This is a genomic window from Streptomyces sp. NBC_00390 (genome assembly GCF_036057275.1).
GTDB lineage: Bacteria > Actinomycetota > Actinomycetes > Streptomycetales > Streptomycetaceae > Streptomyces.
The window spans coordinates 7,953,730-7,968,631 of sequence record NZ_CP107945.1 but is presented as its reverse complement, the minus strand read 5'-3'; the positions used below and the strand labels follow the sequence as shown (position 1 = coordinate 7,968,631).

At 69.0% G+C, this 14,902-nt stretch carries 18 protein-coding genes and 1 pseudogene; 13 read left to right on the top strand and 6 right to left on the bottom strand.

All coding sequences use genetic code 11. The features are described 5' to 3' along the window. The first annotated feature begins 140 nt into the window (after positions 1-140). From OHS70_RS35460 to OHS70_RS35425, 8 genes are all read left to right on the top strand, one after another. Entirely contained in the window at positions 141-341 is a 201-nt protein-coding gene (locus tag OHS70_RS35460) for a hypothetical protein (protein ID WP_328404456.1), read from the top strand. 1 nt (position 342) lies between these two features. Continuing rightward, the gene (locus tag OHS70_RS35455) at positions 343-879 is read left to right on the top strand and encodes a DUF6879 family protein (RefSeq protein ID WP_328404454.1); all 537 of its coding nucleotides are present in this window, start codon (positions 343-345) and stop codon (positions 877-879) included. Next, positions 876-1,736, top strand: coding sequence for a helix-turn-helix domain-containing protein (locus OHS70_RS35450; RefSeq protein WP_328404452.1), 861 nt, complete (start codon positions 876-878; stop codon positions 1,734-1,736). Before OHS70_RS35455 ends, OHS70_RS35450 begins: the two co-directional genes overlap by 4 nt. Before the next feature lie 258 nt (positions 1,737-1,994). Beyond that, positions 1,995-2,138 (top strand): hypothetical protein, encoded by a 144-nt coding sequence (locus tag OHS70_RS35445; protein WP_328404450.1) that lies wholly within the window; start codon positions 1,995-1,997, stop codon positions 2,136-2,138. Positions 2,139-2,259: 121 nt separating this feature from the next. Then, positions 2,260-2,712 (top strand): glycine-rich domain-containing protein, encoded by a 453-nt coding sequence (locus OHS70_RS35440; protein WP_328404448.1) that lies wholly within the window; start codon positions 2,260-2,262, stop codon positions 2,710-2,712. 60 nt (positions 2,713-2,772) lie between these two features. Continuing rightward, entirely contained in the window at positions 2,773-3,153 is a 381-nt protein-coding gene (locus OHS70_RS35435) for a hypothetical protein (protein ID WP_328404446.1), read from the top strand. Between the two features lie 98 nt (positions 3,154-3,251). Then, a complete protein-coding gene (locus tag OHS70_RS35430; protein WP_328404444.1) occupies positions 3,252-3,383 on the top strand; it encodes a hypothetical protein in 132 nt (43 codons plus the stop codon). 816 nt (positions 3,384-4,199) lie between these two features. Next, on the top strand, positions 4,200-4,601 hold the full coding sequence (locus OHS70_RS35425; protein ID WP_328404442.1) for a DUF6896 domain-containing protein: 402 nt from the start codon (positions 4,200-4,202) through the stop codon (positions 4,599-4,601). Positions 4,602-4,606: 5 nt separating this feature from the next. Here OHS70_RS35425 and OHS70_RS35420 read toward each other — a convergent pair. Further along, positions 4,607-5,412: pseudogene (locus tag OHS70_RS35420) on the bottom strand (IS5 family transposase). 200 nt (positions 5,413-5,612) lie between these two features. Here OHS70_RS35420 and OHS70_RS35415 point away from each other — a divergent pair. Continuing rightward, on the top strand, positions 5,613-5,939 hold the full coding sequence (locus OHS70_RS35415; RefSeq protein WP_328404440.1) for a tyrosine-type recombinase/integrase: 327 nt from the start codon (positions 5,613-5,615) through the stop codon (positions 5,937-5,939). Here OHS70_RS35415 and OHS70_RS35410 read toward each other — a convergent pair. Continuing rightward, a complete protein-coding gene (locus OHS70_RS35410; protein WP_328404438.1) occupies positions 5,836-7,422 on the bottom strand; it encodes an amino acid permease in 1,587 nt (528 codons plus the stop codon). The genes OHS70_RS35415 and OHS70_RS35410 overlap by 104 nt on opposite strands. Positions 7,423-7,623: 201 nt before the next feature. Between OHS70_RS35410 and OHS70_RS35405 the strand changes: the two genes are divergently transcribed. Beyond that, positions 7,624-9,105 (top strand): glutamate--cysteine ligase, encoded by a 1,482-nt coding sequence (locus OHS70_RS35405; protein WP_328404436.1) that lies wholly within the window; start codon positions 7,624-7,626, stop codon positions 9,103-9,105. A gap of 21 nt (positions 9,106-9,126) precedes the next feature. Here OHS70_RS35405 and OHS70_RS35400 read toward each other — a convergent pair whose 3' ends face one another. The 3 genes from OHS70_RS35400 to OHS70_RS35390 all read right to left on the bottom strand — a co-directional run bounded on the left by OHS70_RS35400 (position 9,127) and on the right by OHS70_RS35390 (position 11,887). Beyond that, positions 9,127-10,968 (bottom strand): glycoside hydrolase family 15 protein, encoded by a 1,842-nt coding sequence (locus OHS70_RS35400; RefSeq protein WP_328404434.1) that lies wholly within the window; start codon positions 10,966-10,968, stop codon positions 9,127-9,129. Between the two features lie 173 nt (positions 10,969-11,141). After that, entirely contained in the window at positions 11,142-11,606 is a 465-nt protein-coding gene (locus OHS70_RS35395) for a hypothetical protein (protein ID WP_328404432.1), read from the bottom strand. 101 nt (positions 11,607-11,707) lie between these two features. After that, a complete protein-coding gene (locus OHS70_RS35390) occupies positions 11,708-11,887 on the bottom strand; it encodes a hypothetical protein (protein WP_328404430.1) in 180 nt (59 codons plus the stop codon). Between the two features lie 360 nt (positions 11,888-12,247). Between OHS70_RS35390 and OHS70_RS35385 the strand changes: the two genes are divergently transcribed. Beyond that, positions 12,248-12,958 (top strand): RNA polymerase sigma factor, encoded by a 711-nt coding sequence (locus tag OHS70_RS35385; RefSeq protein ID WP_328404428.1) that lies wholly within the window; start codon positions 12,248-12,250, stop codon positions 12,956-12,958. Then, positions 12,955-13,224 carry a hypothetical protein gene (locus OHS70_RS35380; RefSeq protein ID WP_328404426.1) on the top strand — a complete coding sequence of 90 codons (270 nt, stop codon included), beginning with the start codon at positions 12,955-12,957 and terminating at the stop codon, positions 13,222-13,224. Before OHS70_RS35385 ends, OHS70_RS35380 begins: the two co-directional genes overlap by 4 nt. Before the next feature lie 124 nt (positions 13,225-13,348). On the opposite strand, the gene OHS70_RS35375 is transcribed toward OHS70_RS35380, so the two are convergent. Then, entirely contained in the window at positions 13,349-14,077 is a 729-nt protein-coding gene (locus OHS70_RS35375) for an SDR family NAD(P)-dependent oxidoreductase (protein WP_328404424.1), read from the bottom strand. Between the two features lie 254 nt (positions 14,078-14,331). Here OHS70_RS35375 and OHS70_RS35370 point away from each other — a divergent pair, with 254 nt between their 5' ends. Next, positions 14,332-14,886 carry a TetR/AcrR family transcriptional regulator gene (locus OHS70_RS35370; protein ID WP_328404422.1) on the top strand — a complete coding sequence of 185 codons (555 nt, stop codon included), beginning with the start codon at positions 14,332-14,334 and terminating at the stop codon, positions 14,884-14,886. The last annotated feature ends 16 nt before the right edge of the window (positions 14,887-14,902 follow it).

The following is a 14,902-nucleotide window of genomic DNA, read 5'->3' as shown; positions in this document are numbered from 1 at the left end:
CAAGGCGCGCGAGTGAGGGCGCCAACGTAGCGCCCGTAGTCACACGATTAGGGAGCATTCGCCATGTCCGGAACGCGCCCTTGTTCAACCTTCGGCCTGCTGCTGCAATTTCGAGAAATGTCTGCGAGAGGGGAAGCGTCATGAAGTTACGCTTTATCGGCACCACCTCGGGTGGCGGAAACTGTCCCACGCTGTACGAGACCGACCGCGGCACCATCGTTGTCCAGGGCTACGTCGTCACCGACGAGGAAGCCCTTGGCCAGCTGCGGGACGTCCTCGACGGCGAGTCGTTCGTCGAGGTGCCCCGCGAGCTCCTCACCCGTTTCGCGCCCAAGGAGTGACGTGCCCGACCTGATCACGGGCGAGGTTTTCGGACGCCTCTTCGAGGACTTCGAGCACACCGCCTGGCGCCTGGAGACCCGCACGGTCTACACCGTCGACGAGGAACGGGAGCCCTTCGCCCGTCACCGGCGCGGCGAGGACCCCGGCACCGACTGGTTCCAGCCGTGGCTGGACACCATGCGCCGCGGCATCGAGCAGGGCAAGCGGATCGCGCGCGTTCGGGTCGTCCCCGACGTTCTCACCGACTACCTCGAGTTCGAGCTGTGGCTGTGCCAGTTCAACGTCCAGGTCGGCGAGGACATCCGCTACCTGTCGCAGGCACAGGCGGACAAGCTGGGCCTGCCCGACTACGACTACTGGCTCTTCGACTCCTGCCGTCTCGGGCGCATGCACTTCACAGACGAAGGCGTCCCCCTCGGCACCGAGATGATCGAGGACCCAAAGCAAGTCGTCCAGCACAGCTACCTGCGTGACACGGCCTGGCACCATGCCATCCCGTATGCCGACTACGTCGCCGGGCGGGCCACCAGCCGGTGACGAAGATCCACGAAGCGCGTGAAGCGCTCGGCCAGCGCCTCCGCGAGCTCCGCCGTGAAGCTGCTCTCAACGGCAAGGGGCTCGCAGAGGCATTGGGCTGGCAGGCCAGCAAGGTCAGCAAGATCGAGCTCGGTCGGCAGAGTCCGTCCGAGGCGGACATAGCCGCGTGGGCGGCCGCCTGCGATGCGGTCGAAGAGACGCCCGCACTCGTTGCGGCGTTGCGGAACCTCGAGACGCAGTACGCAGACTGGCGTCGGCAGCTGCGCGACGGAACCAAGCTTCGCCAGCAGGCACTCGCCGAGGTCGACGCCGCTACGAACGTCATCCGCGCCTTCGAGAGCACCTGGGTGCCCGGCCTGCTGCAGACCCCGGAGTACGCACGGTGTCGCCTCGCCGAGGTCGTGGACCTGTACGGCATCACGAACGACATTGACGCAGGCGTGCAGGCCCGCATGGAACGGCAGAACGTCCTCTACCAGCCGGGGCGCCGCTTCCACTTCGTCATCACCGAAGCGGTGCTGCAATACGGCACCGCACCTCGTGACGTCATGGCCGGTCAGATCGACCGACTCGTGAGCGCGTCCTCGCTCGCGTCCGTGCGACTGGGCATCGTTCCGTTCGGGATTCGCCTGCCGGTCAGCCCTCTGCATGGCTTCTGGATGTTCGACGACCGGATCATCATGGTCGAGACGTTCGCCGCCGAGATGCGCCTGACGCAGCCCGAGGAACTGCGGCTGTACCGGGGTGTGTTCGACCGGCTGGCGACCATGGCCCGATACGGCGCCGACGCGCGCCGTCTGCTCCATGGCGCCCTCGACACCCTGGGGGAGCAATCCTCGGGCGGATGCGAGAAATAGCGAGCAATCCGCTCGAGCTTTCTGAGCAACGTTCCTACGGTCGGTGACAGGACAGTCACTGCGACTCGGGGGCGCCCTGATGCTCTGCACCTATTGCGACTTGCCGGGAGCCAACCTCGTTGTGGCCGTCGCAATCTCGAACAGCGGCCCCGGCTGGGCACAGCACGCCCATGCGTCCTGTGCCGCTGCCCGAGGCGTCAAGGCACTGGACGAGCGCCTACCGGTCGAGCGAGACGCGGACGCGGCGGGGCGGCCGGCATGACGACTGAGGGCGGCACTCGTATCTGCGTCGTCTGCGACAAGCCCGTCACGGGCCCGGCCGTGCGCGTCCCGCAGTTCTCCGCGTCCGGCGCACGGCCCGACAACTGGCGCCATCCGCTCTGTATCAGGCGCCCCAAGTGACCCCGCCCTGGCCGATGCTCCAGCCCGGAAACCGGCCAGGGCGGTGAGGGCTCCACGCCAGGAGCCCAGCGCACCACGGCGCGCGGATAGGCCACGTGCCGAGCACACCAAGGAGCATGACATGACAGCTCTTGCACCGGAACGGATCTCCGCCCGCCAACTCGTCGACGACGAGCTGTTCGGACGGCTCCTCACGTTCCTCGAGCTCGAAGAGAACATGACCCGCCAGCACGCCGAGCGCGTGATGGAGCAGGCCCTGGCGTTCATCGACATGGCCGGCCACCGGACCGACGTACCACTGTCTCCGTCGAGCATGGTCGACCCGGGGTGGCACGCGTTCATGCTGCACACCCGCGAGTACGCGGCGTTCTGCGAGCAGCGGTTCGGCGGCTTCCTGCACCACGCCCCGGTGAAGGGGCAGCGTCTGCGTGACGGCGTCGCCATCAAGCGGACCGTGGCTGCCATCGAGGAGATGGGCTACGTCATCGACCACGACCTGTGGGGCACGGCGGCCGAGTGCAACCCGCCAGCCTGCTGCGGCGACGGCGGAGGCTGCGGCGGCGGAGGTAGCTGACCCACCTGCGCGGCCGTCCCTTGTGGCGGCCGCGCTCCCTTCTCTCGGACGGAGCCTGTCGTGCCCACCCTCGAAGCGGTAACCGCCTGCAGCCGGATCACGCTGTTCCCTCTGGGCGGCCTGATGGTCGGGTACACCACGCAGTCCAGCGACGCCCGCGGCCTGGGCGACATTGCCATCGTCGGCGTCGTTGAGCCGGACACCGCCACGGGGGAGCATCTGTGGCGGATGGCAGCAACGATGTTCACCAACCCGCCCAGCACCCAGGCCGCTGCCCGCTGGATCCTGACCCAGTGCACCCGGGCCCGCATCTGCCACGCCCCCTCGTACCGCGACCTGCCCGGTGCCAAGTGGGTCGGCGAGTTCGAGCGGACCGTGCGCCTGGACAGTCTCTTCGCCAACCATGACAGCGTGCGCACCGGCAGGATCACCCTCGGGTGATCGGCCCCATTGCCGCCCCGGTCGGTCTGCGTCCCCCGTCGCAGGCTGGCCGGGGCTTTCTCCCGCCCAGCGTGGTCCGCCCGCGTAGCCTGACAGACATGGCCCAAGAGTGGATTGATCCGCGGTACGCCGAGCTCGTCGCCGCGTGGAAGCGCAGCCAACTCCCGGTGTCGCGTGACCCGGAGGAGCCGAGGCCGCGACGGATGTTCCAGGTCCCGTCCGAGGGCTGACGCTCAGCACCCGTCCCGGTCGGTCTGCGTCCCCGTCGCGGGCTGGGGCTTTCGTTGCCTGATCTGGGCCGTCTCCCAGGCGGCCCATGCGCTCCTCTACGCCCACGCGCATGGGTGGCATCGACTGGGGGGACGGCCCAACCTGGGTAGCTGGCGCATTCGCTGCAGCCGCAGCCTTCTACGCACGCGGAACCCTGCGAAGCCAACAAGATCAGATCAGGGAGCAGCGCGAGTCATTGAGGAGCAGGCGGCGAATCTTCGACTCGAACGCGAGGCGCTGCTATCCGAACTTGCCGATCGCCGCTCGGCCCAAGCCAGGCAGATACTCCTGGAACTGCGCGCGGTGGGGGAGCCGAACGACGAGACTGGACAGCCAGAGAACGCGGACCGCTGGGTGGTTGTCGTTCGCAACACGAGTGGCGCTCCACTCCATGAGGTCTCCGCCCTCTTCGCAGGTGCTCCAGCCGCTCGAGGCTGGTCCGAGGACTATCTCGGTCCTGGTCGAATACGGGTGCTCGGCCGCTCGCAGGAATGCTCATTCAAATCGCAGCGCATAGAGCCCTTTGACCTGATGGGCGCCCGACCAATTGTGCAATTCAAGGATGACTCTGGCGTCCGCTGGTTGCTCGACTCAGACTCTCGACTCAAGGAGATACCGGCGACTTCACTCGAAGGCGAGTGAGAACGTCCGCGATCACTGCTGGTGACCAAACCCTAGAGGTGTCTTACTGATCGTTTCAGAATGCCGTCCTGCGGAGACGCTGGCGGCCCATGGAACAATCCCTTCAGTCACGGGCTCAGGGGGGATGACGCCGTATGGAACAGGTTGGGGCTGCGCGAGACCTCGTGCTCGGTTACGTCCGCGCTCTGAACGCGATTGATGAGGCCATGAGGGCGGCGAACCCCTCGCTCGAGCGACTGGCGGACGTCGTCGGCCTGGCCCGTTCACGCCGGATCAGCCGGAGTGATCACATCGGCACCTACTCCTACAAGGTTCACGGAGCAGGGTGCCGCTTCGTGAGCGACAACGGCGCTGACGTCGATGTGGACTTCGCAGCCGACGGGAGCGAAGTCTTCGACTTCTGGCGGCTGCGCTGGTATGGGCTGAGCCTGCCGGAGCCTCTTGACGTCACGGATCAGGACCTGCGGTCCGCAGTGCAATCGCTGCAACCGCTTCTGAATGAGGTGCGGCCGGGGTGGTTCAGCGTAGCCAACTGATCGCTTCAGGATGAGGTTCGTAGGCGGCGGAGGCATATGAGGCTGCAGGCCAGTTCGAGCAGGCCCTGGTGGAGATCGGCGCGTCGTTCGTAGCGGGTGCGGAGCCGTTTGAACTGGTGCAGCCAGGCGAGGGCGCGCTCAACCACCCAGCGCACCTTGCCCAGTCCGGAGCCGTGGGCGACGCCGCGTCGGGCGATCAGGGGTTTGATGCCGCGCTTCCACAGCAGGCGGCGGTACTTGTCGAAGTCGTAGCCCCGGTCGGCGTACAGGCGCCGGGGCCTGCAGCGGGGCGTCCCCGAAGTCCCCGAATCGGTGGGATGGCGTCCAGCCGCGGCAGGAGCTGGGTGACGTCGTGCCGGTTGCCGCCGGTGAGGGTGACGGCGAGCGGGGTCCCGTGGCGGTCGACGATCAGGTGGTGCTTCGAGCCGGGGCGGGCGCGGTCGACCGGTGAGGGGCCGACGTGATCCCCCTTTGAGAGCCCGGACGTGCGCCCCGTCCATGGAGCAGTCGTCCAGGTCCAGCAGGCCGGCACGGCGAAGCTCGGTCAGCAGGGCAGCGTGCAGGCGCGGCCACACGCCGGCCTCGGTCCAATCCCGCAGCCGGCGCCAGGCCGTCACCCCGGAGCAGCCCACCGTCTCCGCGGGGACATCACGCCATGCGACACCGTCCGCAGCACATACATCACACCGGCGAGTGCCACTCGGTCAGGAACGCGCAGCCGCCCGGGGTGGCGATGGCGCCGTTCGCGAGCAGGCGGCAGCAGCGGGGCCACCCGCTCCCACAGGTCGTCAGGAACAAGATCAGCACGCACCCCGGACACCCTGCCGACCAAGATTGTCGAGCACACGACCCGCAGCTCAACTCATTCTGAAACGATCAGTTTGCCACCCGTTGCCCAAGCCCGTACCGCCGCCGACCGGCCACAGGCCCCTACGGGCCCGGCCTCGCGGACAAAACGGGGCTTCGCAATGCCCCCAACGGCGCTCGTCTTGGGCGCGGGTCTGGAAGCGCATGCGGGAGGACGCCAATACAGCGCTGGCGGAGGCCGGGGCAGACGTGAGTGTCCCGGAGAAGGTGACGTTGCACTCTCTCCGGGACTTCTACGCAACGACGTTGATCACCAAGCGGGAGAACGTGAAGACGGTTCAGGTCCGGCTCGGGCACTCCAAGCCGTCAATCACTCTGGACAAGTACGTCGGCTTCTGGCCGACCGACGAGGACACCACAGCGGCCGCTATTGAGTCGGTTCCCGGAGGGCCGGAACAGGGGGCCGATCTGAAGCCGAGTGCCCTCGTTGTGCCCTCACAGTCCGCACTAGGAAGCCGAGCCCCATCATGACCAGCAAGAACAGAACGGTGAACCACTGGAAGTACCAGTGACCGCCCGACGGGTCGTACACCGCCTGCCGGGGCCAGGCCAGGTTGACTGTCATGAGCAGGCCGTACGCGAGCGCCACGGCGTTGACCGGCAGGCCCCACCGCCCCAGCGAGAACAGCGGCCGGCCCGTCTCGTCCTTCTCGTCCGGACCGGGCTCGCCCCACTGTCCGCGCAGCCGTCGCACGAGCATCGGGCCCGTGACCATCGCATAGGCCAGGTAGACCATCGCGATACAGGTGGTGCCGATGGCCAGCAGGGCTTCCGGGGAGAGGAAGTTGAGCAGCAGGAGCAGCGCGGCGAGCACCCCGACCGCGACGGCCGCCGCGGCCGGCATCCCGGTACGGCGGGGCACCTTGGCGAGCATCGCCGAACAGGGCATCTGGCGGTCGCGCGCCATGGAGTACAGCATGCGGGTGGCCGATGTCTGGATGGCGAGGGTGGCCGCGCAGATCGCCAGGACGACATCGGCGAGCAGCACCTTGCCGACGCCGTCGCCGAGCGTGCTCGTCAGGACGTACGAGAGGCCTTCCGTGGCGAGCCGACCGTCGGTGAGGCTCGGCGCCGCGAGCAGGCCGCCGAGCAGCAGCAGCCCGCCGCACACTCCGGAGGTGGTGAGCGCGCTGAAGGTCGTACGCGGCGCGGTCCGCCGGGGGTTGACCGTCTCCTCGCTCATCTCGCTCGCGCTCTCGAAGCCGATCAGGACGTAGGCGGCCGTGAAGGAGCCGATGAGCAGGGCACCGATCGCGCCGCCCGCCTCTCCGGTGTGCAACGTGATGCCGGGGGTGCGGTCGGAATGGGTGAGGAGCAGGGTCACGATCAGACCGACACCCACGATCTCCGCGGTCACCCCGATGGTGTTGACGACGGTCAGCACCCGGTTGTCGAGCACGTTCACGAGCGTGGTGACGACGAGCAGTATCAGACCGAGCAGCGCGGCGTTCGCGGCGCCGCTCGCGGACGTCGGCGACGGATCGCCGCCGACCAGCTGGAAGCCGGACCATATGGCGGGCAGCACGGCCTGCAGCGCGAGTGCCGCTGCGCCGACCACGACGATCCTGCCGATCACCATGAGCCAGCCCGCGTACCAGCCGAAGGCCGGGGTGCTGAGCCTGGTCGACCACTGGTAGATCGCGCCGGCGATGGGATAGCGGGCGGCGAGTTCGGCGAAGCAGGCGGCGACCAGCAGCTGTCCCGCGAGGACGACGGGCCAGGTCCAGAAGAAGGCCGGGCCGCCGAACGAGTAGCCGAGGGCGAAGAACTGGAAGACGGTCGTGAGGACGGAGATGAAGGAGAATCCGGCGGCGAAGGAGGCGTAGCGGCCCATCCGGCGGCGCAGTTCCTGCTGGTACCCGAATCCTGCGAGTTCGGCGGAGTCGGCGGCGTCACCCTCCGGGCCGGTTCCGGCCGGCCCGGGTCGTACGCCGCTGGGAGCGGTGGCGGTCATGGCAGCCCCTGTCACTTATTCCTGTCGTGCGACAGAAATTAGGGACCGGGTGTTTCACCGGTATATCGCCGCCGTGTCCGCCCCGGGCCCAAGTCCTCACGCCCGGCCGTCGCGGCCCGGTCCCGGGGCTCTCGGTGGTCCGGTCGGGCGTTGAGTGGCACGCTGAAGGTGGGCATCTGCCGAGGGGACCCGGGAGGGCCGATGGGACGAGATGTCCCGGCGATGGTGTTCACCCGTGACGACCGGCGCCGGTACCGCAGCAAGATGCAGCACTGCCTCGATGCGTTCGCGCGGATGCTGCGTGAGGAACAGTTCGAGTTCGAACGGCCCCAGGTGGGTCTGGAGATCGAACTGAACCTGGTGGACGCCACCGGGCAGCCCGCGATGCGCAGCACCGAGGTGCTCGACGCGATCGCCGATCCCGCCTGGTCGAGCGAGCTCGGCCGGTTCAATCTGGAGATCAACATCCCGCCGCGCACCCGGCTGACCGCGGGCGGCCCCGATTCCTGGGAACAGGAGATCCGGGACGCGCTGAACCACGCCGAGGAGCGGGCGGCGGCGCTGGGGGCGCACCTGATGATGATCGGGATTCTGCCGACACTGCGGCAGAGCGATGTGAGCGGGGCGGCGCTGTCGGAGAATCCGCGGTACCGGCTGCTGAACGAGCAGGTCTTCGCGGCCCGCGGGGAGGATCTGCGGATCGAGCTGGACGGGGTGGACCGGCTGCGGACGTACGCGGACACGATCACGCCGGAGGCCGCGTGCACCAGCACCCAGTTCCATCTCCAGGTCTCGCCCGACGAGTTCCCGCGCTACTGGAACGCCGCCCAGGCGATCGCCGGTGTGCAGGTGGCGCTGGCGGCGAACTCGCCCTTCCTGTTCGGCAACGAGCTGTGGCGCGAGACCCGGATCCCCCTGTTCGAGCAGGCCACCGACACCCGGCCGGAAGAGATCAAGGTGCAGGGTGTGCGGCCCCGGGTCTGGTTCGGCGAGCGGTGGATCACCAGCGTCTTCGATCTCTTCGAGGAGAACGTGCGCTACTTCCCCGCGCTGCTGCCCCTGTGCGAGAAGGAGGACCCGCTGGACAAGCTCGACAGCGGCGGCGTCCCCGATCTGGGCGAGCTCACCCTGCACAACGGCACGATCTACCGCTGGAACCGTCCGGTGTACGCCGTCGCCGGCGGCGAACCGCATCTGCGGGTCGAGAACCGCGTGCTGCCCGCCGGGCCCACGGTGGCCGACACCCTGGCGAACGGCGCCTTCTACTACGGACTGACGCGCGCCCTCGTCGAAGAGGAGCGGCCGGTGTGGTCGCGGATGTCCTTCTCGGCGGCGGAGGAGAACCTGCACACCGCGGCACGGCACGGGATCGACGCGCGCCTGTACTGGCCGGGCGCGGGTGAGGTGCCGGCCGCCGAACTCGTCCTGCGGCGCCTGCTGCCGCTGGCACACCAGGGGCTCGAGATCTCCGGCATGGACGCCGCCTGGCGGGAACCGCTGCTCGGGATCATCGAGCAGCGCTGTGTCACCGGCCGCAACGGCGCCTTGTGGCAGTCGGAGATGGTCCACCACATCGAGGGCGGCGGGCAGGTCGACCGTCATGAGGCGCTGCGGCGCATGACGCTGCACTACATGGAGTACATGCATCTCAACGCCCCGGCGCACACCTGGCCGGTCGACTGAAGCCGGCAGCGGACCGCACCGTCAACGGTCCTTTGCCGCCTCCGCCTTGTCGAGTGCGGTGTCGAGCTCCATGGCGGCGGTGATCAGTGCGAGATGCGTGAACGCCTGGGGGAAGTTGCCGAGCTGCTCGCCGACCGGGCCGATCTCCTCGGCGAACAGACCGACATGGTTGGCATAGGTGAGCATCTTGTCGAAGGCGTAACGGGCCACGGTGAGCCGTCCGGCGCGTGCGAGGGCAGCGACGTACAGGAAGCTGCACATGGAGAACGTGCCCTCGCTCCCACGCAGTCCGTCGGGGGACGCACCGGGGTCGTAGCGGTAGACAAGACTGTCGGAGACCAGTTCCTCCTCCATGGCGTCGAGTGTCGACAGCCAGCGCGGCTCCTTGGGTGACAGAAAGCCGACCATGGGCATCAACAGCAGGGAGGCATCGAGCACTTCGCTGTCGTAGTGCTGGACGAAGGCCCTGCGACGGGTGCTCCAGCCGCGCTCCATGACCTGTTCCAGAATCTGGTCGCGGACGGCGGTCCAGGCGGCCACGGGGGCCGGGCGGGCCAGCTCCGTCGCCAGCCGCACACCACGGTCGAAGGCCACCCAGCACATCAGACGGCTGTACGTGAAGTGCTGCCGGCCGCCGCGGGTCTCCCAGATGCCCTCGTCGGGCCGGTCCCAGCGGGTGGACAGCCAGTCGAGGAACTCGGCGAACTTCCGCCAGCCGTCGTAGCCGACGAACTGCGTGACGTCCCGGGCCTGGGCGAGCGCGTAGACCGCTTCGCCGTAGATGTCGAGCTGCAGCTGATCGGCGGCTCCGTTGCCGAGCCGTACGGGGGCGGAACCGCGGTAGCCCTCGAGATGCCCGAGGATCTCCTCGTCAAGGTGGGGATCGCCGTCCACGCGGTACATGATCTGCAGGGGTTCTCCGGTGACGGTCCGGTCGCCGGTCAGACGCTCGCTCAGCCAGCGGCGGAAGGCGTTCGCCTCCTCGTCGAGCCCGAGGTCCAGCAGGACTCTGACCGACAGGGAGGCATCGCGGATCCAGGTGTAGCGGTAGTCCCAGTTGCGCTCGCCGCCGATCTGTTCCGGAAGCCCCATGGTGACCGCCGCGACGGGAGCACCGGTGGGCGCATAGGTGAGCAGCTTGAGGGTGATGGCGGAGCGGTTGACCATGTGCTGCCAGCGGCCGCGGTAGCGGCTGCGCCGGGTCCAGTCGTGCCAGAAATCGCGGGTCGCCTGGAAGTCGTGCCACACGCCGGCTTCCGTGGCCGGGGCAGGCTGCTCGTCCCCGTCCGCGTACACGGTCAGCACGACGGCCGCCCCCTCCCCCTGATTGAGCACCACCGAGCCGTGCACGTCGTCGGCGTCGCGTTCCAGGGTCAGGGTCCCGGTGCCCACGGTCTCCAGCCGGGCCTGGGTACCGGCGGCCGAGAAGTGGGCCTGCCCGGGCTCCAGACGCAGGCGGTGGGGGGCGCGCCCGTAGTCGAAGCGGGGCCGGCAGGTGAGGGTGAAGCGGACGGTGCCGCGGGTGACCCGCAGCACCCTGACCAGCCGGGTGGGCGCAGAGGGGTCGTCGTGCCCGTCGACCGGCACGAAGTCGACGACCTCGCCGACACCGTCGGGGGTGAGGAACCGGGTGACCAGAACAGCCGTGTCGGGGAGATAGAGCTGCCGCACGGTGGTGCCCGGGGCGTCGCAGGTGAGGGCGAAGAGGCCGCCGCGGTCGTGGTCGAGCAGCCCCCCGAACAGGCTCGGCGCGTCGAAGCGCGGCGCGCAGAACCAGTCGACGACACCCTCGGACGACACCAGCGCGGCGGTGCGCATGTTCCCTACGAGACCGTGCTCCGCGATCGGAGGGTAACGGCGCATGCGGTCCTTGCCCCTTCATGTGCCCCCGACGCGTGCTCCCACGGTAGGTCAGGGGCACCCGGCGGGCACGTCGGTGCGGCACGCGGGTGTGCGGTGCCGCCGACACCGACACCGACACCGACACCGACACCGACGAACGCGCGGTCCGTGGGCGCACTGGCGGGACTGCCGTCTCAGCGGCCGTACGCGTCGCGGCACATGGCCGTGATGCCCGGGTTCGTGAGGCCGTCGGAGGCGTTGCACAGGCCGTGCATGTCGTACGCCTTCGGCCGGGGACGAGGCATGCGCACCACGGGACGCGGCCGGTGCGTACGCGGGCGCTGGACCGTGCGCTTCGGCACCCCGGCGCGCCGCACTGCCGGATCGGGCACGGCGCGTGCGGGCGCCGCCGCGGGGCGGTCACCGGTGTTCTCCGGCTGTGTGTGCCGGAGGGGCTTGTCCTCCGGGCCGGTGGCCACCAGCTCCTCGCGCGCCGACGGCTGGGCAGGGTAGGGCCGTTCGGCGGCTGCGGGCGAGGGGGCGCCCGCCGGAGCCGGGGCGGGCGACGCGGGCCGCGGCACCGGCTCGACCGAGGTGCAGCCCACCGCGCCCATGAGGAGGGCGGTGGCAAGGGTGAGGGTCTTGATCGGGAGTCGCATCCGATCACCTTCCCGCAGCGCGCCCCAGGTGATCCACGGAGCGCGTCAGGGACCACCGGCACGAGTGACGTCGGCCGGTGGGCACCTGGTGCGATTCGCCGTCAGTCCTCCGATCGCAGCTCGAGTGATCGCAACTCGAGCACGCCACAGGGGAGCGCGCGCGGCAGCACCAGCAGGGAGCGGCCGGTGGGCTTGCGCGGGACCGGGACCGCGCGCCGCTGACTGCGCCAGGCACGTACGAGCGCGTCGTAGATCGGCGATTGCGACGGTGTGCAGCTCACGGGTGCCGGCTCCGGGATTTCACCGGCCCTGTCCGAGGCAATTCTCTCGTCTTCCATGGCCGTCCAACGTCGATGATGTCCGTAGAGGTACGTTCCCCGGTCCCCGGAATGCGCCCGGTTTTCTCTCCTTTTCTTCGACGATGAAAGAAATTGATGCCCAGCACGGCTGGGATGGGGGGCGCACGCCAGCGCGCAATCATCTCTGTTCGGTAACAAAGCGCCCCTTCCGTAGGCATAGTCCACCACTTTGGTCCACGTTGTTCCCCAACCCAGAACGGACACCAGGGAATCAAATAGTCCATCCTGCGAACACCCGCTCGATACGGGACAAGAGCGAGTGACGGCGCCTCCGAGAGCCCGTTGACGGAATTCACCCGGATCGGTAAATCCGGCTACCACCGGAGATCCACGAAAGCGGGGCCGCCGGCTGCAACCCGGCGACCCCCGTTCGACCCACCCCGCAAGCCAGAATTGGGGAAGGCCTTGACAGAAAAGGTTATCCGAAGAATCGCACCTTCATCACTTGGTCCGACGATCGAGCGAGCCCGCACCGGCGACAGTCAGGCATTCGCCGGCCTGTACAGCTGTTACTACCATGAGGTATTCCGCTTTGTACTGGTACGGGTCACCGATCGCCATCTGGCCGAGGACATCACAAGCGAAACGTTCCTGCGTGCCTTCGGGGCGATGGAACGTTACGCCCCGACCGGGGCCGATGTCGGCGCCTGGTTCATCACGATCGCCCGCAATCTGATCATCGACCACTTCCGGTCCTCGCGGGTGCGACGGGAAGTGCTCATCGGTGACGCCAGAGCCCAGGACACCGTCACCGCACCGTCGGCGGAGGAACAGGCCCTGGAGATGATCCGGCACGAGCCGCTGCGGTCCGCGCTGGCCGCCCTGCCGGCCCATCACCGCAAGACGATCCTGCTCCAGTACTGGGCGGGCTGGCCCAATGAACGCATCGCACGGGAGATGGACGGACGCACCACGGGAGCCGTGAAGGCGTTGCGGCGCCGCGCGTTCCTCCGTCTGCGCACCTCGCTGAGGCGGGAGGCCATGGCGCAATGACATGGAGAACAAGGGGAAGGTCCGCCAGGCACCGCCTCGAAACGCCCCTGCTGCCGATCACGGTGCCCCAGCCCTTCCCGGCGCCGGGGGCCGCGCTCGCCCCTGTCGATGCGCACCGTGTCCTGCTGCACTGCGCGCTGGACGTGGCCGGCGTCCCCCTCGACGCGGCGGACCACATCGCCATCACGCACATCGCGGAGCTCGACTTCTCATCCGTGGACCGCGTGATCTCGTGGATCTCACGCGGACCGTCCGGCGTCGGCTGACCTCAGAACCAGGGCGTCGAGGACGGACCGGTACGCGCTGGGCGGGGCCGCTGTCCGGTCGGAGCCTCCGACCGGACAGCGGCCCCGCCCGGTGACCCGGAACCCTTGCACGGTCCTTGCGGGGCTACATGCCGCCCGCCACCCGCAGGACGGCCCCGGTGGCGTACGACGCATCGGCGGACAGCAACCAGGCCACCGCCCCGGCGATCTCCTGCGGCTGCCCCGCCCGGCCCAGCGGAATGGCGGGCGCGACCTTGGCCGGGCGCTGCGGATCCTCGTGGAACTCGGTCCGGATGACGCCCGGGGCCACGCAGTTGACCCGGATCCCGTCACCTGCGACCTCCTTGGACAGCCCGACCGTCATCGCGTCCACGGCGGCCTTGGTGGCGGCGTAGTGCACGTACTGGCCGGGGCTGCCGAGGGTGGCCGCCGCGGAGGAGATGTTGACGATCGCCCCGCCGCCGGACGCGCTCATGTCGCGGACCGCACGGCGGCAACAGAGCAGATACCCCAGCACATTGACGTCCAGAGCGTGGCGCATCCCGGCAGCGTCCGCGTCGGCGAGGCGGCCGTTGGGGCCGCTGATTCCCGCGTTGTTGACCAGTCCGGTCACGGTGCCGAGCGCGGCGGCGCTGTCGAACAGCCGGGCGACCGACCGCTCGTCGGCGGTGTCCACCTGCACGGGGAGCGATGTGCGGCCCGCCTTCCGGACAGCCTCGGCCACGGCCTGCGCGGCAGCCGCGTCGGAACGGTATCCGACCACGACATCGTGGCCGTCGGCGGCCAGGCGCACGCAGACAGCGGCGCCGATACCGCGGCTGCCACCGGTGACGATGGTGAGGGACTGGCGCACGGCTGCTCTCCGTATCCTCGTCGGACGACTGAGCAGAGCCTCTCATCCCCCGGCGGCCTGCCCAGGGTTGGAGGAGTCGGCACACGAAGTTCTCCTGCAGAATGCCCAGTTGCGTGCGAACCACGAGCGGGTTCGGCAACCGGCTTCAGGTGGCGGTCGTACCGTGCACCTGACGTCCCGGCCCCCGGCTGCTCCCCCTCGCTGCCGGCGCTACCGTGGAGAACGGTGATTCTCAGATCAGGAGAGGTCCGGGGATGGACAGCGCAGTCGCCAGGGAACGGGCATTGGACGCAGCCGAGGAGCTGTTCTATGCACGAGGCATCCAGGCCGTCGGCATGGACGCCGTCCGGGCCGCGTCCGGTGTCTCCCTCAAGCGCCTCTACCAGCTCTTTCCCGCCAAGGAAGCGCTCGTCGAGGCGTATCTGCTGCGGCGTGACGTCCGCTGGCGGCAGCGGCTCGCCGACCGCGTCGACCGCCACCAGGATCCGCGCGAGCGCATCCTCGCCGTCTACGACCGGCTCCACGAGTGGTTCAGCGAGCCCGGCTTCCACGGCTGTGCCTGGATCAACAGCTTCGGGGAGCTCGGTGCCACCTCGCCCCGCGTCGCGGAGCTTGCCCGCGCCCACAAGCAGGCCGTCAGGGACTACCTGAGGACACTGGTGTCCGACGCCGGTCTGCCGGCGGACACCGCCGACCCTCTCCATCTGCTCGCCGAGGGCGCGATGACCACCGCCGCGATCTTCGGCTCCCCGGAGCCCGCGCTGCAGGCGAAGAAGGCCGCGGCCCGGCTGCTCGACGCGGCGCGCTGATCATGTCCGGCACGGG